The organism is Saccharothrix sp. BKS2, from assembly GCF_047689505.1.
Lineage (GTDB): Bacteria > Actinomycetota > Actinomycetes > Mycobacteriales > Pseudonocardiaceae > Actinosynnema > Actinosynnema lopnurensis.
The window spans coordinates 252,298-274,722 of record NZ_JAUQOL010000011.1 but is presented as its reverse complement, the minus strand read 5'-3'; the positions used below and the strand labels follow the sequence as shown (position 1 = coordinate 274,722).

Genomic DNA, 22,425 nt, shown 5'->3' with positions numbered 1-22,425 from the left:
TCAGGGGTTGGTGGCCAGGAACAGGAACGCGGCCAGCAGCACCAGGTGGACGCCGCCCTGGAGCCGGGTGGCCCGGCCGGGCACCACGGTCAGCGCGCTCACCACCACGGTGATCGCGAACAGCACCATCTGGGTGGAGCCGAGGCCGAGCAGCAGCGGCCCGTCCAGCCACACCGAGGCGATGGCGATGACCGGGATGGTCAGGCCGATGCTGGCCATCGCCGACCCGAAGCCCAGGTTGAGGCTGGTCTGGATCCGCCCCCGCAGCGCCGCGCGGCCCGCGGCGATGGTCTCCGGCAGCAGCACCAGCAGCGCGATCACCACGCCCACGAAGGAGTGCGGGAACCCGGCGGCCGCCACCGCCGCCTCGATCGCGGGCGACTCGACCTTCGCCAGCCCCACCACCGCGACCAGCGCCACCAGCAGCAGCACGAGGCTGGTCCCCGCCTCCCGCCCGCTCGGCCGCGGGGCGTGCTCGTCGGTCTCCACCACCTCGCCCTCGGGGGTGAGCGGCAGGAAGAAGTCGCGGTGGCGGACCGTCTGGGTCAGCACGAACATGACGTACAGCGCCAGCGACGCCAGCGCGGCGAAGGCGAGCTGGGGCGCGGTGAACTCGGGCCCCTGCTGGCTGGTGGTGAACGTCGGGAACACCAGGCTCAGCGTGGTGAGCGTCGCCACCGTCGCCAGCGCCGCGCCGCTGCCCTCGGAGTTGAACAGCGTCACCCCGTACTTCAGCGCGCCCAGCAACAGGGACAGGCCGATGATGCCGTTCGTGGTGATCATCACAGCGGCGAACACCGTGTCCCGGGCCAACGTGGCGGTCTCGGGACCGCCGGAGATCATCAGGGTCACGATCAGGGCGACCTCGATCACCGTGACCGCGACCGCCAGCACGAGCGACCCGTACGGCTCGCCCACGCGCAACGCGATCACCTCGGCGTGGTGCACCGCCGCCAGCACCGTGCCGGCCAGCACCAGGGCCGCGATCGCGACGATCACGGGACCGAGGTCGCGGCCCCAGGTCAGCACCAGCGTCACCAGGCCCAGCAGCGGCACGACCAGGGTCCAGGACAGCCTCGAAGGGGCAGAGGCAGCAGTCATGCCGCCCACCCTCGCACGAGGACGACCCCTGCGCCGAACGGCTGATCACGCTCGGCGTGTCCCGCCGCGGTCCCCCGCGGCCGACGTGCCCCCGCGTGATCAGCCCTTCCGCGCCACCACCAGCGACTGCCCCGGCGACGACTCCAGCGGGTGCCGGGACGGCTCGTCGAACCCGGCCGACGCCAGCCAGGACGCGATCTCCCCCTCCGGGTAGACCTGCCCGCCCTGCCCGTGGAACAGGTTGAGGCTGAACACCCGCGCGAAGGCGTCGGCCGCGCGGTCGGGGGAGTGCTCGTCGTGCTCCAGCAGCACCACCGACCCGCCCGGCCGCAGCGCTGCCGCCACCCGCGTGAGCAACGCCTCGTTGGCCGCCGCGGGCCGGCCGTGCACGACGTTGAACAGCAGCGCGGTGTCGAAGCCCGAGCCCAGGTCCAGCACGTCGTAGTCCCCGGGCCGCAACGTGATCCGGTCGCACAGCCGCGCGTCGGTCACCGCGCCCGCGCCCACGGCCAGCGCGTCCGGCAGGTCGACCACGGTCGCGCGCAGGTCCGGGTGCGCGGCGCAGAGCCGGATCGCGTACTTCGCGTGCCCGCCGCCGAGGTCCAGCAGGGAGTCGCCCACCGGCACCACCGAGGCCACCTCGGGCGCGATGGCGTCCGCGTGCCCCGACAGCATCCCCTGGAACCGCCGCAGCACCTCCGGCCGCTCGGCCAGCCACGCGTAGAAGTCGATCGCGGGCTTGCCGGTGCGCACCGACTCCTCCAGGTCGGTCCACGACTCGAAGAGCACCACCGACCAGAATTTCTGCACGTCGGCGTACCCGCTGCCGGTGAGCCAGGCGGCGGTCGCGGCGGTGTTGGCGTAGCCGTCGGGGCCGGGGGCGAGGTAGTCGAACGAGACCAGCGCCTCGCACAGCAGCGCCGTGCCGCGCGGGTCCGTGCCCAGCGCGGCCGCCAGTTCCCCGACGGGCCGGGGTCCGTCGGCGAGGGCGTCGAACACGCCCAGCCGCAGTCCGGCCGCCAGGGCGCGGTACCCGGCGGTGGCGAGCAGGTCGTGGAACGACGGCGGCCCGTCGTCCGGGGGCAGGTGCAGCGGCACGGTCAGGTCCTCTCCGGCATGACCCCCGCCGAGGCGAGGTAGTCGACGTGGCGGGCGATCATCTCGGCGTCGGCGGGCGGGAACTCCACGCCGCACCCGCGGGCGGCCGCCCAGGTGGCCGAGCAGTCGAACACCGGGTGCGCCCGGCTCGTGGCGGTCAGGCCGAACGCCAGCGGGCCGAACGCGCTGTCCGGGCTCTCCAGCATCAGCGCGCGCCAGTCCGCGTACTCCAGCACCCGGGTGGGGTAGCCGCGCTCGGTCAGCACGTCCCCGAGGTCGGGGTAGGTCAGCCCGTCCGACCGGTAGTAGTGGAAGTCCCGCCCGTGGTGCTCGGGCCGGGTGGAGATGCCCGCGATGGCCGCGGCCAGCCGGTCCACCGGCAGCATGTCGATCACGTCCGGGCTGCGCGGCACCGCACCCGCGTGGGCGCAGGTCGCGATCTGGCGGCTCAGGTAGGACTCGGTCTTCGCGGTGCCGGTGCGCACGTCGCCCACGATGGCCGCGATCCGGTGGATGGACACCGGCACGCCCCGGTCGCGGGCCAGCACGCCCATCATGTCGGCCACCCACTTGGTGGTGTGGTAGCCGGTGTCCAGGCCGGTCGGGTCCTCGGGGCGGTCGGCCTCGCTGACGGGGCGCTGGTCGTAGTTGGACCCCAGGAAGACGCCCAGCGTGGACATCAGGTGCAGCGGTTTGGTGGCGTACCGGGTGGCCAGCCGCAGCACGTCGACCGTGCTGCCCACGTGCGGCGGCATCATCCACCGGTAGGTGAGCACGAAGTTCATCACCGCGCCGTTGTGGTAGACGGCGTCCACGCTCTCGGCGAGCCGGTCGAACTCCTTCTCCGGCAGGCCCAGCAGCGGGCGGGACATGTCGCCGACCACCGGCACCACCCGGGCCAGCCGCTCCTCGGGCACGTCGAGGTGGGCGCGGCGCAGGTTGGCCCGGATGCGCGCGAGCGCCACGGCCTCCGTCTCGGCCCGCACCAGGCAGTGGACCTCGGCGTCGGTGCGCTCCAGCACCTCGCTGAGCAGGTGCGCGCCGAGGAACCCGGTCGCGCCGGTCAGCAGCACGCGCTCCGGCGGTCCCTGCCGCAGCGGGTGGTGGGGCGCGATGTCGTCCGGCGGCACCGCGTCGAGCCGCATCTCCGGCACGGTCGGCAGCCCGGACCGGTAGTGCTTGGCGAAGGTGTGGTCGGACGCGGCGGCCTGCTCCACGACCTCGGCCAGCTCGGCGAGGTCGGCGGTGGCGAACAGCGCGCGCAGCGGCACCGTCACACCCAGCAGGGCCCGCACCTTCGCCAGCACCGCGGCCGCGATCAGCGAGTGCCCGCCCAGGCCGAAGAAGCTGTCCCGCCGCCCGACCAGCGGCGCCTCCAGCACCTCCGACCAGATCTCGGCGAGCGTCCGCTCGACCGGGGTCCGCGGCGGCTCGTACGGGGTGGTGCGGGCGGCCGGGTCCGGGTCGGGCAGCGCGGCGGGGTCGACCTTGCCGTGCCGGGTGAGCGGCAGCTCGGCCAGCTCCACCCGCGCGCCCGGCAGCATCGCGTCGGGCAGCCGCTCGGCGCAGAACGCCCGCAGCTCGTCCAGCTCGGGCGCGCTCTCACCGGGACGCGGCACCACGTAGGCCACCAGCAGGTCGCCGCGCACGGCCACGGCCGCCTCGGCGACCCCGGGGTGGGCCAGCAGCGCCGCCCGCACCTCGCCCGGTTCGATCCGGTGGCCGCGCAGCTTGACCTGCTCGTCCACCCGGCCCAGGAACTCCAGCTCCCCGTCGGGCAGCAGCCGCACCAGGTCGCCGGTCCGGTACATGCGCCCGCCGACCACGGTCGGGTCGGGCAGGTAGGCGGCGGCGGTGCGCGCCGCGTCGCCCCGGTAGCCGCGCGCGGGCGCGAGCCCGCCGATGTGCAGCTGGCCGGGCACGCCGACGGGCGTGGGCCGCAGGTCGGCGTCCAGCACGTAGACCCGCACCGCGGGCAGCGGCCGCCCGATCGGCAGCGTCGCCGCGCGCGGGTCGACCTCGGAGGCGTCCACCGTGGCGAACGCGGTGGCGCACACCGTGGTCTCGGTCGGCCCGTAGTGGTTGACCAGCCTGACCTTCCCGCCGGTCAGCTCGGCCCACTCGGCGGCGGTCGGGGTCGGCACCGCCTCGCCGCCGAACATCACCAGCGACAGCGGGCCCGGGTCCACGGTGAGCCCGGCCAGGTCGGCGACCCACCGCTTGAACAGGGCGGCCGCGGTGTCCACGGCGGTGATGCCGTGGTCGGCGCACAGCTTGAGCAGGTCGGGGCCGCTGATGGAGGCGGGCTCCGGGTGCACCGCGACCGCCGCGCCCGAGCACCACGCCGGGAACACGTCGCCCACCGAGGCGTCGAAGCTCAGCGGCGGCACCATCAGCACCCGCTGCCCCGGGCCGAACCCGTGCAGGTCGATGAACGCGCCGGTCAGGTTGGCCAGGGTGTCGTGCTGCACCTGCACGCCCTTGGGCACGCCGGTCGAGCCGGACGTGTAGACCACGTAGGCCAGGCCGTCCTCGGTGGGGTGCACCGCGGGCGGTTCGTCGGCCTCCCCGGTGAACGCGTCGTCGGAGGTGTCCAGCAGCGCGCCGCGGAACCCGCCGAACCGGTCGCGGCTGCCCGGCGCGGTGATCACCACCGGCGCGCCGCAGTCCGCGAGCAGCCCGGCGAGCCGGGCGGGCGGGTGCCCCGGGTCGAGCGGCACGTACGCGCCACCCGCCTTGAGCACGGCCAGCAGGCCCACCAGCGCGTCGGGGCCGGCCTTGAGCGCCAGGCCCACCGGCGTCTCCGGGCCGACGCCCCACTCCGCGAGCAGGTGCGCGACCCGGTTGGCGCGCCGGTCGAGCTGCGCGAACGTCAGCTCCGCGCCGTCGGCCAGGTCGAGCACCGCGGTCGCCCCGGGGTGCGCGGCGACCTGCTCGGCGAGGCGCCGCAGCACCGGCGCGTGCCGCAGCGACAGCCCGGGGTCCAGGCCGTCGTCCGGCTCGCCGTTCACCGCGGCGGCCGCCGCCCGGTCGGCGGCGGTCGTGGTGTCCAACCCGGACAGCCGGGTCGCCGGGTGCCCGACGAGCGCGGTGAGCACGGCGATCAGGTGGTCGGCCATCCGCGCGACGGTGTCGGGCTCGAACAGGTCCGCGCTGTAGTCCAGGTTGGCGGGCCAGTCGCCGTCGGTCTCCCGCACGTGCAGGGTCAGGTCGAACCGGCTGGTGCCCCGGTCGACCGGCAGCGGCGTGGCGGGCAGCCCGGCCCACCGGTCGCCCTCGCCGCCCCGGTTGAGCACCAGCATCACCTGGAACAGCGGGTGGTGCGCCAGGTCGCGGCGGGGCGCGATCCGGGCGGCGACCTCGTCGAAGCTGACCTCCGCGTGGTCCAGCGCGTCGATCGCGATCGCGCGGGCCCGGCCGAGCAGCTCGGCCGGGGTGGGGTCGCCGGACAGGTCCAGGCGCAGCGCGGTGGTGGTGACGAACATGCCGACCGAGCGCTCCAGGTCGGGGAACGGCCGGTGGGTGGTCGGCGACCCGATCACCACGTCGTCCACGCCGGACCGCCGCGACAGCAGCACCCCGAACGCGGCCAGCAGGCCGGCGAACGTGGTGCAGCCGTGCGCGCGGGTCAGCTCGACCAGCCCGCCGGCCAGCGCGGCCGGGACGGTGAACCGGTGGCTGCCGCCCGCGACCGTGCGGTGGGGCGTGCGCGGCCGGTCCGGCGCCAGGTCCAGCACGTCGGGCGCGCCCGCGAGCCGGTCGTGCCAGTGGTCCAGCTGTCGCTGCCGCTCGCCGTCGGCCAGCCGGTCGGCCTGCCGGTGGGCGTAGTCGGGGAACTGCGCCGCGACCGGTCCCGGGTCGGCGCCCGCGTAGACCAGGCCGACCTCGTCCGCCACCACGCCCAGCGACAGGTCGTCGCAGATGATGTGGTGCGCGCTGAACACGAGCGCGGTGCCGGCGCCGATCCGCACCGCCCGCACCCGCAGCAGCGGCGCGGCGCCCAGGTCGAACGGGGTGTCCACTTCGGACACCAGGAACGCGCGCAGCTCCTCCTCGTCCGCCACCGCGGAGAACACCACGTCCTCGGCCACCTCGTCGAGCACCTGCTGCTCGGGCGCGCCGTCGGTGTCCACGACCCGGGTGCGCAGCGCCTCGTGCCGCGCCATCACCGCCCGCACGGCCGCGCGCAGCCGCGCCTCGTCCAGCTCGCCCGCCACGCGCAGGGTCGCGAACATGACGTACGCGCCCGCGTCCAGGCCCAGCCGCTCGGTCAGCCACAGGCCGCGCTGGTTGCCGGTCAGCGGCACCACCGCGCCGTCGGGCCGGCGGGGCACGCCGGCGGGTGCGGCGGGCGCCAGCCCGCGCGCGGCCAGCAGCTTGGCCAGCAGTCGTTCGCGGTGGTCGGAGATCTCGGTCACGGGGTGGTCCTCTCAGGCGTGGGGACCTCGTCGGCCACCGCGTCGGGCAGGTCGTCGACGGCGCGCAGCCGCGGCCTGGTCCAGGCCCAGGCGGTGAGGGCGAGCATCAGCACGCCGACGACCAGGAAGATCAGGGCGATGCCGCGGCCCTCGCCGGTGCCGATCAGCGTGCCGACGCTCGGCGCCAGCGCGCCGTCGGCCGCCATCAGCGGTTCGGCCACGCCGTCGGTCAGCGGGCCGATCAGCAGGAACGCGACGGGCATCGCGGCGGTGCTCAGCACCCGGACCACGGCCAGCACCCGGCCGAGCACGGCCGGGTCCACCTTGGTCTGGAGCAGGGTCACGCAGCAGGTGTTCATCAGCGGCAGGGTGAACAGGAAGGCGGGCGCGGCGAACCCGATCAGCCACGGCGAGGGCGCCAGCGAGTGCAGCACCAGGAACACCCCGCCCAGGGCCAACCCGAGGTAGACGCCCAGGACCCGGCGCTTCGGCCCGCCCCACACGCCCATCACCAGGCCGCCGACGAACAGCCCGCTGCCGCCCGCGGCCATCAGCACGCCCAGGGTCGCGGGGCCGGAGAAGGACAGGATCAGCGGCTGCACCAACCCGCCCGCGATGGCGAACAGGAAGTTCCACACCCCGAACACCGCGCACAGCGCGAACAGGCCGGGCGCGCCGCGCAGCCAGGCCAGCCCGGCCCCGACGCCCTCGCGCCCGCCGCCGGTCGCGCCGACGGGCCGCACGGCCTCCTCCGGCAGGCGCGCCACCAGCAGCGCGCCGACCGCGACCACCATCGACACCGCGTCGATCAGCAGCACGCCCCGCAGCCCCACCACGGCCAGCAGCGCGCCGGCCACCAGCGGCGCGGCGATCTGCACGCCCTGGGTGATCTGCATCAGCCCGTTGACCCGGCCCAGGTGCTCCTTGGGCACCAGGGCGGGCACCAGCGCCGTGTAGGCGATGACGTGGAAGGTGTTCAGCGTGGCGGCCAGGGCGGTGGCGACGTAGACCTGCCACACGGCGAGCCCGCCGCTGGAGGTGGCGACCAGCAGCAGCGCGGTCACCACGCCGCCGCCGGTGTCCGCGACCAGCATGACGCGCCGCCGGTCGTACCGGTCGGCGACCACGCCCGCGTACGGCGCGAGCAGGATGCCCGGCACCACCGCGCAGAACTGGATCAGCACGAACTGGGTCACCGAGCCGGTGCCGGTGTAGACCCACACGCCGAGCACGAACGCGGTCAGCGCGGAGCCGATCACCGACACCAGCTGGCCGCCCCAGACCAGCGAGAACCGCCGCAGGCCGGCGGCGCCGCCTCCCGTGGACCCGGTCATCGGGCCGCCTCCCCGAGCATCGCCTCGACCTCCTCGGTCGACATGCCGGCCAGTTGCACGCGCAGTTCCGCGACCGCGGCCACCCGCCCCGGCTCGCCCTCCAGGGCCACCAGCGCCTCGGCCACGCCCGCCACCGTCGGCGCGGCGAACATCCGGCCGATCGGCACCGCCACCGAGAACGCGCCGTGCACGCGGGCCAGCGCCTTCGCCGCCAGCAGCGAGTGGCCGCCGAGGGCGAAGAAGTCGTCGTGCACGCCCACCTCGGGCACCTCCAGCACCTCGGCCCAGATGCCCGCCAGCACCCGCTCCACGTCGTCGCGCGGCTCGACCCGCTCGACCCCCGCGTCCCAGACGGGCGCGGGCAGCGCGTTGCGGTCGGTCTTGCCGTTGGGCGTCAGCGGGAACGCGTCCAGCACCACCGCGGTGGCGGGCAGCATGTAGTCGGGCAGCCGCTCGGCCAGCCGCGCGCGCAGCCGGGGCCACAGCCCGTCCGCGCCGACGCCGCCGGGCACCACGTAGGCGACCAGGCGCTCGTCGACGGCCAGCACCACCGCCTCGCGCATCTCGCCGGTGGCCAGCAGCGCCGCCTCGACCTCGCCCGGCTCGATGCGGAACCCGCGCACCTTCACCTGGTGGTCGGCCCGGCCCAGGAACTCCAGGGAGCCGTCGGACCGGTGGCGCACCAGGTCGCCGGTCGCGTACAGCCGCTGCCCGGGTCGCCTCGCGAACGGGTCGGGCACGAACCGCGCCCCGGTCAGGCCGGGCCGGGCGCGGTAGCCGCGCGCCACGCCCGCGCCGCCGATGTGCAGCTCGCCGACCACACCCGGCGGCACCGGCTCCAGCCCCGGGCCCAGCACGTAGAGCCGGGTGTTGCCGATCGGGGGTCCGAGCACCACCGGCGCGGGCGAGGGCTCCACGAGCCCGGCCGACGACCACACCGTGGTCTCGGTGGGCCCGTAGGCGTTCCACAGCAGCCCGTCGCCGTCCAGCAGGTCGTCGGCCAGGTCGCGGGGCAGCGCCTCGCCGCCGCAGACCCGCGTCACCACGCCGGTCGGGACGCCGCCCGCCGCGTGCAGCAGCCGCCACGTCGCCGGGGTGGCCTGGAGCGCGGTGACGCCGCGCTCGACCAGCAGCCGCCGCAGCGCCGCGCCGTCGCCCGCCACCTCGGTGGGCACGACCAGCACCTCCGCGCCGGCGGTCAGCGGCAGCAGCAGCTCCAGCACGGAGATGTCGAACGACAGCGTGGTCACCGCGGCCAGCCGGTCCGCCGGGGACAGCGCGAACAGCTCCTGGAACGACACCAGCAGGTTCACCACCGCCCGGTGCGGCACCTCCACGCCCTTCGGCGTGCCGGTCGAACCGGACGTGTAGATCACGTAGGCCAGGTCCTCGCCGGACGCGGGGCAGGGCGAGTCGTCCGGCTCGCGGCCGTCCGCGTCGGCCGGGCGCAGCACGGTCCCGTCGAAGGCCGGGCGCCGCTCCCCGTCGGCGACCAGGACGGCCGCGCCCGAGTCGGCGAGCATCAGCGCCAGCCGGTCCGCGGGCCAGCCGGGGTCCAGCGGCACGTAGGCCGCGCCCGCCCGCCACACGCCGAGCACGGCGGCCACCAGGTCCGGGGTGCGGGGCAGGCACAGCGCCACCGCCGACCCCCGGGTCACGCCGTGCGCCCGCAGCAGGGCCGCGTACCGCCGGGCCCGCACGTCCAGCTCCGCGTAGGTCAGCCGGTCGTCCACACCGGACACGGCGGTGCCGTCGCCGGTGACCAGGTCGAGCGCGGTGGCGGCCGGCGGCAGCGCCAGGTCCGTGGCGTTGTGCCCCTCCAGCACCTCCCAGCGCCCCACGCCGGTGAGCGCGTCCAGCTCGCTGATCCGCTTGCCCGGCTCCCGCGCCGCCGCGGCCAGCAGCGCCACCAGCCGGTCGGTGAACCCGGTGATCGTGGCGGCGTCGAACAGGTCGGTGCTGTACTCCACCCCGAGGCCGAGCGCGTCGCCCTGCCGGTCGGCGGCCAGCGTGAGGTCGAACTTCGACACCCCCGGGTCGGGCACCAGCGCCCGCACGTCCAGGCCGCTCATCGCCAGGGTCAGCGGCGGGGTGTTGGTGAGGATCAGCTGGGCCTGGTAGATCGGGGAGTGGCCGGTGCTGCGCCGCGGGCGCAGGTGCTCCACCAGCCGCTCGAACGGCAGGTCGGCGTGCGCCAGGCCGTCCAGCGCGACGTCGCGGACCCGCGCCAGCAGCTCGGAGAACGTCGGGTCGCCACCCACGTGCGCGCGCAGCGCCAGCGTGTTGACGAAGAACCCGACCAGGCGCTCAAGGTCCGGGTGGGAGCGCCCGGCGACCGGCGTGCCGACCACCACGTCGTCCTGCCCGGCCAGCCGCCCCAGCCGGGCGGCGAACCCGGCCAGCAGCACCATGAACAGCGTGGCCCCGTGCTCGCGGGCCAGCCGCTCCAGCGCGGCGAGCTCGGGCGCCTCGATCCACGCCTCGTGCAGCGCGCCCCGGTAGCCGACCTCGGCGGGCCGGGGCCGGTCGGTGGGCAGGGTCAGCAGCTCCGGCGCGCCGGCCAGGTGCCGGGCCCAGTACGCCAGGTGCTCGGCGGTCGCCTCGCCCGCCACCTGGTCGCGCTGCCACACCGCGAAGTCCTGGTACTGGAGCCGCAGCGGCGGCAGGTCCGGCTCCTCGCCGAGCAGCGCCGCGTCGTAGGCCGCGCCCAGCTCGCCCAGCAGCACCGACAGCGACCAGGCGTCGGAGGTGATGTGGTGCAGCACCAGGACCAGCACGTGGTCGTCGTCGGCCAGCCGGCCGAGGTGGGCGGCGAACAGCGGTCCCCGGTGCAGGTCGAACCCGACGCCGGCGCGCTCGTCGGCGAACCGCTTGGCGACCGCGTCCCGGTCCCCGGCGGCGACGGCGCCGGCCCTGGTGCCGGTGCCGGTGTCGGTGCCGGTGTCGGTGCCGGTGTCGGTGTCGGCGAGGTCCCGCACCACCAGGGTGAGCGAGCCGGTGGGCGCGACCAGCTGCACCGGTTCCCCGCCCGAGTCGGGGAACGTGGTGCGCAGCGCGGCGTGCCGGTTCACCAGGAGGTCCAGCGCCCGCCGCAGCGCCGCGGTGTCGAGCACGCCGCGCAGCCGCAGCCCGACCGGCACGTTGTAGACCGCGCCGCCGGGGGAGAACTTGTCCAGGAACCACAGCCGCTGCTGCCCGAACGACAGCGGGTAGGCGGTCGGCGCGGCCGCCCGCGCGCGCAGCCGCCGCGCCAGCAGCTCCCGCTTGCGGGCGGACGCCCCGGGATCGGTCGTCATCTCAGCTCCCGGAGGTGGTGAGTCGGGCGGCCGCGGCCTGCACGTGCTCGCGCAGGTGCGCGGGCACGCGGTCGCCGAACCGCTGGAGGTAGGCGGCGACGGTGCTGTCGTCGTCGCGCAGGAACGGGAAGTCGGTCGGCACCATGTGCCGGACCGCCAGCAGCGGCACCGGGCTGTGCAGCGGCCGGAACGCCGGGTTCCACAGGCCGGCCTTCTCCGGCGGGCCGGGGTGGAACTCGCCCAGCATCAGCCCGTCCCGGGTGTACTCGGGCTTGAGCTCCTGCTGGGCCCGGTCGACCACCCCGAAGTCGGTCAGGTCCGGGAACAGCACCAGGATCGTCTTGAACTGCGCGGAGGGCCCGGTCCGGGGCTCCAGCTCGGTGAACCAGTCCCGGTAGTGCAGCAGCAGGGCGGCCAGCTCGTCGGGGTCGCCGGGGCTGCCGGGGTGCACCGACAGGTAGAACAGGCCCCGCTGGAGCGAGGTGTCGGTGAACGGGCACACCGCGCCCCGCCTGCCCAGGTCGGGGTGCGGGCCGCACAGGTAGTCGTTGGCCCACCGGAACACGGTGCGCAGCCGGGCCTCGTGCGCCGCGACCTCCAGGGGCAGGGTCGGCGCGGCGAAGTCCGAGGGCTCCACCAGCGGGTGGGCCCGGTGCTCGGGGTGGATCAGCATCAGCTCGCCCGCCTCCCGCCGCGGGTACGTCGGGTCAGCCCCGCCAGCGCCGCGCCGGTGAGCGCGGCGGCGAGGCCGCCGAGCAGGCGGTCCTGCTTCCGGGCCCGGTCCAGCGCCTCGCCGTAGGGGACGGTGGTGTGCGCGATGAGCGTGTAGAGCGGCACCCACGCGTCGGGGAACAGCCGGTGCAGCGCCAGGTCCACCTTCTTGCGGACCAGGAACAGCGGCGAGCGCAGCTTGTCGCGCAGCTCCACGAAGTTGCGCTTGGACAGCTCCGCGAGCACGTCGGTGTGCGGACGGCGGGCCGCCTCGAACGCGGCCAGCGCGCCCGGCAGGTCGTCCGGGTGCCCGGCCAGGCAGCGGTCGAGCACCGAGCAGTCCTCGAACGCGGCGTTCATGCCCTGCCCGAAGAACGGGTAGACCGCGTGCGCCGCGTCCCCGATCAGCACCACGCCGCGGCCCTCGTCGGTGGTGGTGTGCCACGGCGCGGTGCGCACGGTGACCAGGCTCGCCGCCTCGTGGTCGAGGAACTGCTCGACCACGTCGGGGATCAGGGTGAGCGTGTCGGGGAAGCGGCGGGCGAAGAACTCCCGCACCCGCGCGGGCTCGGTGAGCCCGGCGAACCCGTGCTCGCCCGCGAACGGCAGGAACACCGTCGCGGTCAGCGAGCCGTCGGCGTTGGGGTGGGCCACGATCAGGCCGTCGTCGCCGGGCCACACGTGCAGCGCGCGCAGCTCGGTGCGCGGCCGCCCGTCGTCGCCGACCGGGATCAGCAGCTCCTTGTAGCCCCACTCCAGGAACTCCTGGTGCAGGTCCACCCGCAGGCCCCGGCCCAGGTGGGCGCGCACCGCGGAGAACGCGCCGTCCGCGCCGACCACGAGGTCCGCGGTGTGCACCTCCTCGCCGTGCGGGCCGGCGGTGGTGACCGCGGGCTTGGCCCGGTCCACGGCGGTGACCCGGTGGCCCCAGTCGAACCCCACGCCCAGCCGCTCGGCCTCGTCGACCAGCGCGACGTTGAGGTCGTGGCGCAGCACGGAGTGCAGGATCTGGTCCTCGGCCAGGCCGTAGGGCTGGAAGCGCAGCCCGTCGGGCAGGTGCACGACGCGGCCGCGCATCGGCACGGTGAGCGGGGCCAGCCGCTCCAGCAGGCCCACCTCCCGCAGCGCCACGATGCCGCGCTGCGAGAGGCCCAGGTTGATCGAGCGGCCCTCCTCGCGGACGCCGGGCGTGCGCGGGTCGCCGCGCCGCTCCAGCACCCGCACCCGGAAGCCGCGCCGGGCCAGGTAGACCGCCGTCAGCGAGCCGGCCAGGCCCGCGCCGACGACCAGCGCGTGCCGGTCCGGGGCGTGCCCGTTCGGGGTCTGCCGACCGGGGCTTGACCCGTTCGGGGTGCGCCGGTTCACGTCAGGTCCCCGTCGTCGCCGAAGTCGTCGTCGAGCGTGCCCAGCAGGCGGTCGATCTCGTCGTCGGACAGGTCGTCCAGCTGGTCGATCAGCGGCACGGGGCCGCGCACCGCGGTCCGGGCGCCGCTGAGGCCGCCGCACAGCTCGGCGATCGTGGGCGCGGCGAACAGCGTGGCCAGCGGCAGGTCCGCGTCGAACGCGGCGCGGACCCGGGCGAGCATCTGGGTGGCGGTCAGCGAGTGGCCGCCCAGGGCGAAGAAGTTGTCGTGCACGCCCAGCGGGGCCTCCGCGGGCACCGACAGCACCTCGCGCCAGATCTGCGCCATGCGCCGCTCGGCGTCGTCGCGCGGCTCGACCCGCTCGACGTCCTCGGTGGTCCACACCGGGGCCGGCAGCGCGTCCCGGTCGATCTTCCCGGTCCCGGTGCGCGGCAGCGCGTCGAGCACCACGACGGTGGCCGGGAGCATGTACTCGGGCAGGCTCGCGGCCAGGTGCGGCCGCACCCGCCGGCGCAGCTCGTCCTCGGGCAGCGCCGGGTCGGCGGGCACCGCGTAGGCGACCAGCCGCACGTCCGCCGCGTGCGCGGACCACGCCACCACCACGGCCTGGGCCACGTCCTCGTGCGCCCGCAGCACCGCCTCGACCTCGCCGGGCTCGATGCGGTAGCCGCGGATCTTGAGCTGCCGGTCGGCGCGGCCCAGGAACTCCAGCCGCCCGTCGGCGTGCCGCCGGACCAGGTCGCCCGAGGCGTAGAGCCGCCCGCCCGGGACGGCGCCGAACGGGTCGGGCCGGAACCGGTCGGCGGTCTGGGCGGGCAGGCCGTGGTAGCCGCGCGCCACGCCCGCGCCGCCGATGTGCAGCTCGCCGATGACGCCCGGTGGCACCGGCCGCATCAGCGGGTCCAGCACGTGCAGCGAGGTGCCCCGCACCGCGGGGCCCAGCCGCACCGGGGCCGGGGCGTGCGCCACGACGCCGGCCGCCGAGTACACCGTGGTCTCGGTGGGCCCGTAGCCGTCGACGAGCACCGCGCCGTCGTGCTGGAGGTCGTCGGCCAGGTCGCGGGTCATCGCCTCGCCGCCGCTGATCCGCAGCCGCACGTGCGCGGGCACCCCGCCCGCCGCCACGACCATGCGCCAGCTGGCGGGCCCGCCCTGCACGACGGTCGCCCGCGTCTCCGCGAGGCGTTCGCGCAGCAGCGCGCCGTCGGCCACGTCGTCGGCGGGCAGCACCACCAGCGTCGCCCCGGCGACCAGCGGGGCGAGCATCTCCACCGTGGACACGTCGAACGCGGGCGTGGTGATGGACGCGAGCCGGTCCGCCGGGCCCAGCCCGGTCAGCTCGACCATGGCGCGCAGCAGCGCGTGCAGGCCGCCCTGGGTGCACCGCACGCCCTTGGGCCTGCCGGTGGAGCCGGAGGTGTGGATGACGTAGGCCAGGCTGCCGGGGTGCTGCGGCGCGGCGGCCGGCGGGGTGTCCGGGTGGGCGGCCGGGTCGGCGGTGTCGAGGTCGACCTCGGTCCACGGACCGGCCAGCGGGCCGGTGACCGCGCGGGCCGCCCCGTCGGTGACCAGCACGGTCACCCCGGAGCCCTCGGCCATCGCGGTGAGCCGCGCGGCGGGCCACGACGGGTCCAGCGGCAGGTAGCCCGCGCCCGCCTTCCAGGCGGCGAGGATGCCGGTCACCATCGCCGGGCCCCGGTCCAGGCACAGCGCCACCGGCTGGTCCGGTTCGACGCCCGCCGCCAGCAGCGCGTGCGCCAGCCGGTTCGCCGCCCGGTCCAGCTCGCCCCGGGTCAGCGCGCCCTCGACGGCCACCCCGTCCGGGTCCTCCGCGAGCGCGGCGAGCACCAGCTCGGCCGCCGTCCCCGCGGGCACCTCCGCGGCGTGCTCGCCGAAGTCGCCGTCGGTGAGGGGCAGCTCCGCGACCAGGTCGGCGGGCCGGGCGCGCACGGCGGCGGCGAACACCGCGTGCAGGGCCTCGACCGACGCCTCCCCGAACAGCTCGGCGTCGTACTGCCAGCGCGCGAACCACCGGTCGCCGGCCCGCTCGACGGTCAGCGACAGGTCGAACTTCGCGCCGCCGTTGTGCACCGCCCCGGGTCGGAGGGTGACCGGTCCGGCCTGCCGCGCGGGCGGCTCCGGCTCGACCGCGAACAGCACCTGCACCAGGGGCGCGTGCGCCAGCGTCCGCTGCGGCGCGACCAGGTCCACCAGCTGCTCGAACGGCAGGTCCTGGTGCGCCAGCGCGGCCACGGTCGCCGCCTCGGCCGCCGCGACGACCTCGCCGAACGTGGTGCCCGGCGTGAACGTCGCGCGCAGCGGCAGGGTGTTGGCCACGAAGCCCACCAGGCCCTCGGTCTCCGGCCGGGTGCGGGCCGCGACCGGCGTTGCGACCAGGAAGTCCGCCTGCCCGGTGACCCGGTGCAGCACGCACTGGAACACCGCCAGCAGCCGGGCGAACGACCCGTCCTCGACCTCCAGCCCCACCCGCAGCTCCCCGCCGCGCCCGGTCGGCACGGCGGGCCGCGCGGAGTCGGTGGGCAGCACCAGCACGGTCGGCACGCCCTCCAGCGCCCGCCGCCAGTGCTCGGCGTCGGCGGCGAACGCGCCGCCGTCGGCCTGCTCCCGCTGCCACACCGCGTAGTCCGGGTACTGCACGGGCAGCTCGGGCAGGTCGGCGGACGGGCCGCCCACCTCGGCCGCGTAGAGCACCGCCAGCTCGTCGAACAGCACCGCGCACGACCAGCCGTCGGCGATCGAGTGGTGCAGCACGAGCACCAGCACGTCCTCGCCGACGGGGTTGCCGCCGACGGGGTCGCCGTCCACCAGGGTGGCGCGCAGCAGCGGCCCGTCGTGCAGCGCGAACGGCCGCCGCACCTCCTCGCGCACCGCCGCCTCGACGTCCTCGGCCCGCACCCGCCGCAGCGGCACGGTCAGCGAGGCGGGCACGACCTGCACCGGCACGCCGTCCTCGGCGGCGAACCTGGTGCGCAGCGCCTCGTGCCGCGCGACCAGCAGGTTCAGCGCCCGCTCCAGCGCGCCGCGGTCCAGCGGGCCGTCGATCCCGACCCGCCAGCCGATGTTGTAGACGGGGCTCGCGGGCAGCAGCTGGTCCACCAGCCACAGCCTGCGCTGGCCCGACGACGCCGGGAACAGGAACACCTCGTCCGCCCGACCCTCCGGTATCACCGCGCTCACCGCGGCCCTCCCTCTGCTCCGGCGTTCATCGCTGTGCCTCCCCCTTCTCCGGCCGGCCGCGCCGGTCCACCGCCACGACCCGGAACTCCGCGGTGTGCCGCGCGCCGTGCACGTCGGTCAGCCACAGCTGGTCCGGGCCGGGCAGCATCTCGCCGATCCCCATCGGGGACCCCGGCTTCTCGCGGTCGAGCGCGCGCACCGCGTGCGCGAACAGCTCGACCGAAGGTTGGCTCTCCAGGTCCACGTAGAACGGTTTGTGCTCCACCGGGCTCTTGACGAACACGAACCTCGGCAGGCCGTGCTCCCGGCGCCACGCCTGCGCCCGCAGGTACCGCGTCGGCTCGTCGGCGGCGGAGGCGAACCCGCACTTCGAGGTCGGCAGCCGCCAGCCCTCGCGGGCCACCACGAGCCGGTCCAGGCTCACCCGCGGGGTGTGCTCCCCGGCGGGCAGCAGCCGGAAGTGCTGCACCAGCTGGGCCATCACCTGCTCGTTGAGCAGCTCGACGAGGTCCAGGTCCACCCCGCCGTCGCGGCCGCGGGCCAGCAGCCGGCCGCCGACCTCGACCACGTCGCACGCGCCGACCGGCACCGCGCCGCGCAGGCCGGGCCCGCAGGCGTCGTGGCCGAACACGATCTTCAGGTCCTCGGGCAGCACCAGGGCGTCCGCGAGGCGCTGCGGCGTGCCGCCCTCCTCGCGGGTGGTGGCCAGCACGACCCGCGGCCCGTTCATGTCCCGCCGCATCGCCTCGCGCAGCTGCCCGGGATCGGGGTGCTGGGAGACGAACAGGGCCGAGCGCATGGTGTTCACGCCCGGGTGCACCTCGCCCAGCACCCAGCGGTAGTCGCCGTCCCGGATGGCCTGCTCGTCGCGGGCGGAGATGAGCACGTCCGGGCTGTGCTGGACGGCGCCGCGCCAGCCGGGGCGCGGCGCGGCGAACGCCTTGAGCACCGCCTCCCGCACGTCGGCGACGCGGTGGTGGACGTCGCGGGCACCCGGCTCGTGGCCGCCCAGCGCCGTCGCCCAGCGGTCCTGCAACGCCCGGACCAGGCGGCTGATCAGCCGCTCGTCGAGCCGGAAGATGGTGTCGTTGGCCCACAACCAGAAGTCCGCGAGGTTCACGTGGTCGTCGCCGGTGGCGGCGACGCGCTGCCGGTAGACCTCGCGCAGCGCCCGCCCGTACAGCGCCGCCCCGGCCGAGGTGAACCAGCGCGCCGCCTCCAGCACCAGCGACAGCGGCGACCACAGCGTCTCCAGCAGCGCGGGGGACAGGGTGACGTCGAGGTCGCGGCGGCACTCCTCGTGCACCACGGTGCGCCCGGCGTAGAACAGCCCGGGTCGGCGCACCGCGGCGGCGCCGGTGACGGCGGTGAACCGCTCGTGCAGGTCCTCGATCGCCCGCACCAGCCGGTCCGGGTCGCCCACGGCGTCGCGCACGGCGTCACGACCGGCCTCGATCCCGGCGAGCTGCCGCTCGGCGCCGGCCCGCGCCTCGTCGTCGCCGATGGCCGCGACCTGCTCCCGCAGCGACTCCTCGGGCACCAGCGCCTCCGGCGGCACCTCCAGCGTCCAGGCGATGCGCTTGGCCAGGCGCAACCGCTCCAGGACCGCCAGCACCTCCTCGCCCGGCAGCCCGAGGCGCTCGGCGATCCCCCCGGCCCGGGTCAGCCCGTCGCACGCGGCCAGCACCGCGGCCTCCACCGGGGGCAGCCGCACCGGCCCGGTCATCGGCACGCGCAGCACCTCGCCCTCGACGTGCACGAACGGCATCCGCCTCGGCACAGCCCAGGGCCGCACCGCGTCCGTGGTCAGCGCCTCGGCCACCTGCTGCACGGCCCAGTTCTCCAGGTAGACCGTGCGCGAGGCGATCAGGTCCGGCCCGGGTCGCGCGGTGATCGCGGCCGGGGCGTCGTCCTCGACGCGCGCCCACCCCACGGGCCCGAAGAAGCCGATGGTGTCGTTCTTCGCGCAGTACCGCTGGAGGTAGCTGACGACGGTGTGCTCCCAGCGGCGGTAGTCCACGTTGCGCGCGGCGGACCGGTCGCCGGACAGGGCCCGGTGCAGCGCGTCCACCGCGGTCTGCAACGCCCGGGGGTTCTGCCAGGCGACGGCCTCGCGGAACCTCGGGTCACCGCTGACCCCGCGCAGCACCTCGGCCGCGGCCCGGCGGCCCTCCTCGAACCGGTCGGCGTACGCGGCCACCAGCTGCTCGTGCCGGGCGGCCGCCTCGACCGCCGCGACCAGCGCCGCGTCCACCCCGGACCGCGGCAGCACCAGCTGCACCTCGGCGGTGCCGGTGACGGTGGGGACGGCGGCGGGCGTCGACGGCGCCTCCGCGACCGCGCCCAGGCCGACCACCTCGGGCACCGCGGCGAGCGCCGCCCGCGCCTCCTCGAACCGGCCCTTGCGCACCAGCCGCCCGATGCGCCGCAGCGCCGACCGCTGCTCGCCCCGCGCCCGGTCCTCGACCTCGCGCAGCACCCGGAACGCCGACCACCTGGCCTCGCCCAGGGCGTCCTCGGCGGCCAGCGCCTCCTCCGCCGCGCGCGCCGCGCCCGGACTGGCCACCGCCAGCAGCGGTTCGATGCCGAAACCCGTGCCGCGCAGCTCGACCCACCGCCACGCCGCCCAGTCGCCGCCACCGGTGGGCACCACCAGGTGGTCGGCCACGGGCTGCTCGACGGGGCGCGTCGCGGGCACCCGGTACGCCGAGCGGTCCCGGCGCGTGATGCCGGCCGACGGCCCCGGGCCGGCCGGCGCGGCCGCGTCGAGCACCGCCGCGCACGCGGTCAGCGTCCGCGCCCGGTGCAGCCGCGCCACCGGCACCTCCACGCCGAACTCCTCCCGCACCCGGAAGGCCAGCCGCACGGCCAGCAGCGAGTTGCCGCCGACGGCGAAGAAGTCGTCCTCGGCCCACACCTCCGGCACGTCCAGCAGCTGCCGCCACAGCCGCGCCAACCGCTGCTGGGTGGCCGTCGCCGGAGGTGTCCGGTCCGCGCCCCGCGCGCCCGGCGCGCGGACCGAACGCAGCGCCGCCCGGTCCACCTTGCCGCTGCGGTTGAGCGGCAGCTCCGGCAGCGGCACGTACCGCGCCGGGCACAGGTAGGCGGGCAGCCGTTCCGCGACGTGCGCCCGCACCCGGTCCACGTCCAGCGGACCGGCGGTCACCACGTAGGCGACCAGGTGCCGGGCGTCCCCGTCGCCGACCGGCAACACGGCCGCCGCGCCGATCCCGGGGTGCTCCCGCAGCACCGCCTCCACCTCGGCCGGCTCGACCAGGAACCCGCGCACCTTCACCTGCTGGTCCGCGCGGCCCAGGAACTCCAGCACGCCGTCCGGCCGCCACCGCGCCAGGTCGCCGGTCCGGTACAGCCGTCCACCGGGCCGTTCGGCGAACGGGTCGGGCACGAACTTCGCCGCGGTCGCCGCGGGCGCGGCCCAGTAGCCGCGTGCCACCCCGTCGCCGCCGGTGTACAGCTCGCCGGTCACCCCGACCGGCACCGGCCGCATGTCCTCGTCCAGGACGTGCGCGGTGCTGGACTGCACCGGCGCGCCGATCGGCACGGTCGCGCCGACCTGGTCGGCGGAGGTCATCACGTGGCAGGAGGTGAAGGTGGTGTTCTCCGTCGGCCCATACCCGTTGACCACCGGCTTGCCGCCGCGGGCCCGCAGCGCCGCGCGCACCGCGTCGGGCGCGAGCACGTCGCCGCCGGCCAGCAGCTGCCCGACGTCCGCGAGCAGGGCCGGGTCCAGCGCGTGGAACAGCCCGGCGGTCAACCACAGCACGCTCACCCGGTGGGTGCGCAGCAGGTCGCTCAGCACGGCCGGTTCGACCGGGCCCTCCGGCGCGGCCACCACCCGGCCCCCGGTCAGCAGCGCGCCCCACACCTCCAGGGTGGTCAGGTCGAACGCGGTCGCCGACAGGTGCAGGAAGGTCTCACCGGGGCCGAACCGCGCGAACGACGGCCGGGTCACCAGCCGCACCACGCCCCGGTGCGGCACCGCGACGCCCTTGGGCCTGCCGGTGGAACCGGAGGTGTAGTTGACGTAGGCGACGCCCAGCGGGTGCGCCGGGACCGCGTCGAACACCGGGGGCCGCGCGCCGAGGTCCACTTCGGACAGCACCACGCCTGCCACCCCGGCGGGCAGCGGTCGCGGCCGGTCGGTCACCACCAGCGGCGTGCCCGACTCCCGCAGCGCGACCTCGTCCCGCGCCGCCGGGTTGGCCGGGTCCAGCGGCAGGTACGCCGCGCCGGTCTTGAGCACCGCGAGCATCGCGGTGACCAGCTCCGCACCGCGCGGCAGCGCCAACCCGACGGGCCGGTCCGCCACGGCGCCGCGCTCGACCAGCACGTGCGCCAACCGGTTCGACCGCTCGTCCAGCTCCGCGTAGCTCAGCCACCGCTCGCCGTCGAACACCGCGTCCGCGCCCGGCCGCGCCCGCACCTGCCCGGCGAACAGCGCGGGCACGGTCGCGCCCGCGTCCAGGTCGACCGCGGTGTCGTTCCACTCGTCCAGCAGGCGGCGCAGCTCGTCGCCGCGGGGCCCGGTCAGCTCCCGCACGGCGCGGCCCGGGTCCTCGGCCATGCCCGCGAGCAGGTCGCGCACCCGCGCCAGCAGCGCGTCGGCCGCCCAGTCGGGGAAGCGTCCGGTGTCGTGGATGAGCTGGAGGCTCAGGCGCGGTTCGGCGAAGGCGTACAGGGTCATGGCGTAGCCCGGGGTGCGCAGGATGCGCACGTGCCTGCCGGCCGGCGAGGCGGGCCGCGCGGCCAGCACGGTGTTGATCTCCTGGTGCTCGAACAGCACCAGGCTGCTCATCAGCGCCGCGTCGTGGCCGGCGGCGCGCTGGATGTCCGGCAGCGGGCACAGCTGGTGGTCCCGCGCCGCGACCGAGCGCTCCCGCACCGACCGCAGCCAGTCGGCCACCGACGCGTCCCGGTCGACCGGCAGCCGCAGCGGCACGGTGGCCAGCAGCAGGCCCAGCATGTCCCGCGCGCCCTCGGCGGTGCCGTGCCGGGCGGCCCGGGTCACGCCGAACACCGCCTCGTCGCGGCGGGCGTGCACGGCCAGCAGCAGCCCCCACGCGGCGAGCACGACGGTGTTCACCGTGACGCCCGCGCCGTCGGCCAGCGCGCGCACCGCCCGCGTCTCCGCGTCGGTCAGGTCGGCGCCCGCCGTGGCCATCACCGGCGTGCCCGGCCCGGCGTGCTCCAGCGGCAGCGGCCCGGGTTCGGGCAGCCCGGCCAGCTCCGTCGCCCAGAACCGCTGCTCGGCGGTGCGGGCGGACGCGGGCCGGGCGTCGTACCAGCGGGCGTAGTCGGCGAAGTCCGGGCGCTCCGGGAACCCCACCACCCGGCCCGCGCGGCGAGCCGCGTAGTCGTCGTCGACCTCGCCCAGCAGCATGGCCAGCGACCGCCCGTCGAGGATCGCGTGGTGGAAGGTCGCCACCACCACGTTCCCGGGCAGCGCCACCACCCGCAGCGGCGGACCCGACACCGGGTCGACCCCCGCGCGCCGGTCGGCGGCCAGGAACGCGTCGAGGTCGGTTCCCGACCCGTCGACCCGCACCGGCACGTCCTCGGCGGGACCGGCCCATTGCTCCAACTCCCCGTCGGCGCGCCAGGCGAACCGGGTGCGCAACACCGGGTGGCGTTCCACCGCCGCCCGCCACGCCGAGAGGTAGGCGTCGGTGTCGAGGCCGTTCGGCCAGTGCTGCACGCACTGGATCACATCCGTCCCGGCCGACGGGTCCCGCAGCCCGGCCGCGATCATCCCGCTCTGCAACGGCAGGGCGGGCGCGAGCCGCGCCAACGATTCCGTGTACACCAATGCCTCCCCGGCTGATGTGTTTCCCGCGCACGCCGGAAGGGGCCACCGGGAAATCCCGGCAGCCGAATCAGCGCACGG

General features: G+C 76.3%; 9 protein-coding genes. All 9 read right to left on the bottom strand.

Translation table 11 applies throughout. From position 1 onward, the window contains the following. The 9 genes from Q5530_RS24380 to Q5530_RS24340 all read right to left on the bottom strand — a co-directional run bounded on the left by Q5530_RS24380 (position 1) and on the right by Q5530_RS24340 (position 22,344). Positions 1 to 1,101 (bottom strand): calcium:proton antiporter, encoded by a 1,101-nt coding sequence (locus Q5530_RS24380; protein ID WP_415365074.1) that lies wholly within the window; start codon positions 1,099 to 1,101, stop codon positions 1 to 3. A 99-nt stretch (positions 1,102 to 1,200) separates the two neighbouring features. Next, positions 1,201 to 2,199, bottom strand: a complete 999-nt coding sequence (locus tag Q5530_RS24375) for a methyltransferase (RefSeq protein WP_415365073.1) — start codon at positions 2,197 to 2,199, stop codon at positions 1,201 to 1,203. Positions 2,200 to 2,201: 2 nt separating this feature from the next. Then, a complete protein-coding gene (locus Q5530_RS24370) occupies positions 2,202 to 6,617 on the bottom strand; it encodes a non-ribosomal peptide synthetase (protein ID WP_415365072.1) in 4,416 nt (1,471 codons plus the stop codon). Then, a complete protein-coding gene (locus Q5530_RS24365; protein ID WP_415365071.1) occupies positions 6,614 to 7,951 on the bottom strand; it encodes an MFS transporter in 1,338 nt (445 codons plus the stop codon). Before Q5530_RS24365 ends, Q5530_RS24370 begins: the two co-directional genes overlap by 4 nt. Continuing rightward, a complete protein-coding gene (locus Q5530_RS24360; RefSeq protein ID WP_415365070.1) occupies positions 7,948 to 11,247 on the bottom strand; it encodes an amino acid adenylation domain-containing protein in 3,300 nt (1,099 codons plus the stop codon). The genes Q5530_RS24365 and Q5530_RS24360 overlap by 4 nt, the downstream gene beginning before the upstream one ends. Before the next feature lies 1 nt (position 11,248). After that, positions 11,249 to 11,920 (bottom strand): DUF6875 domain-containing protein, encoded by a 672-nt coding sequence (locus Q5530_RS24355; RefSeq protein WP_415365069.1) that lies wholly within the window; start codon positions 11,918 to 11,920, stop codon positions 11,249 to 11,251. Further along, positions 11,920 to 13,323, bottom strand: a complete 1,404-nt coding sequence (locus tag Q5530_RS24350) for an FAD-dependent oxidoreductase (RefSeq protein ID WP_415365068.1) — start codon at positions 13,321 to 13,323, stop codon at positions 11,920 to 11,922. Before Q5530_RS24350 ends, Q5530_RS24355 begins: the two co-directional genes overlap by 1 nt. Beyond that, positions 13,320 to 16,520, bottom strand: coding sequence for an amino acid adenylation domain-containing protein (locus Q5530_RS24345; protein ID WP_415365067.1), 3,201 nt, complete (start codon positions 16,518 to 16,520; stop codon positions 13,320 to 13,322). Before Q5530_RS24345 ends, Q5530_RS24350 begins: the two co-directional genes overlap by 4 nt. Before the next feature lie 25 nt (positions 16,521 to 16,545). Next, positions 16,546 to 22,344: an amino acid adenylation domain-containing protein gene (locus tag Q5530_RS24340; protein ID WP_415365066.1), complete on the bottom strand. Its 5,799-nt coding sequence runs from the start codon at positions 22,342 to 22,344 to the stop codon at positions 16,546 to 16,548. Positions 22,345 to 22,425: the final 81 nt, after the last annotated feature.

Coding starts and splice junctions, on each gene's coding strand:
- Q5530_RS24355 (WP_415365069.1), bottom strand. CDS start 11,920: ATGCTGATCCACCCCGAGCACCGGGCCCACCCGCTGGTGGAGCCCTCG.
- Q5530_RS24360 (WP_415365070.1), bottom strand. CDS start 11,247: ATGACGACCGATCCCGGGGCGTCCGCCCGCAAGCGGGAGCTGCTGGCG.
- Q5530_RS24365 (WP_415365071.1), bottom strand. CDS start 7,951: ATGACCGGGTCCACGGGAGGCGGCGCCGCCGGCCTGCGGCGGTTCTCG.
- Q5530_RS24380 (WP_415365074.1), bottom strand. CDS start 1,101: ATGACTGCTGCCTCTGCCCCTTCGAGGCTGTCCTGGACCCTGGTCGTG.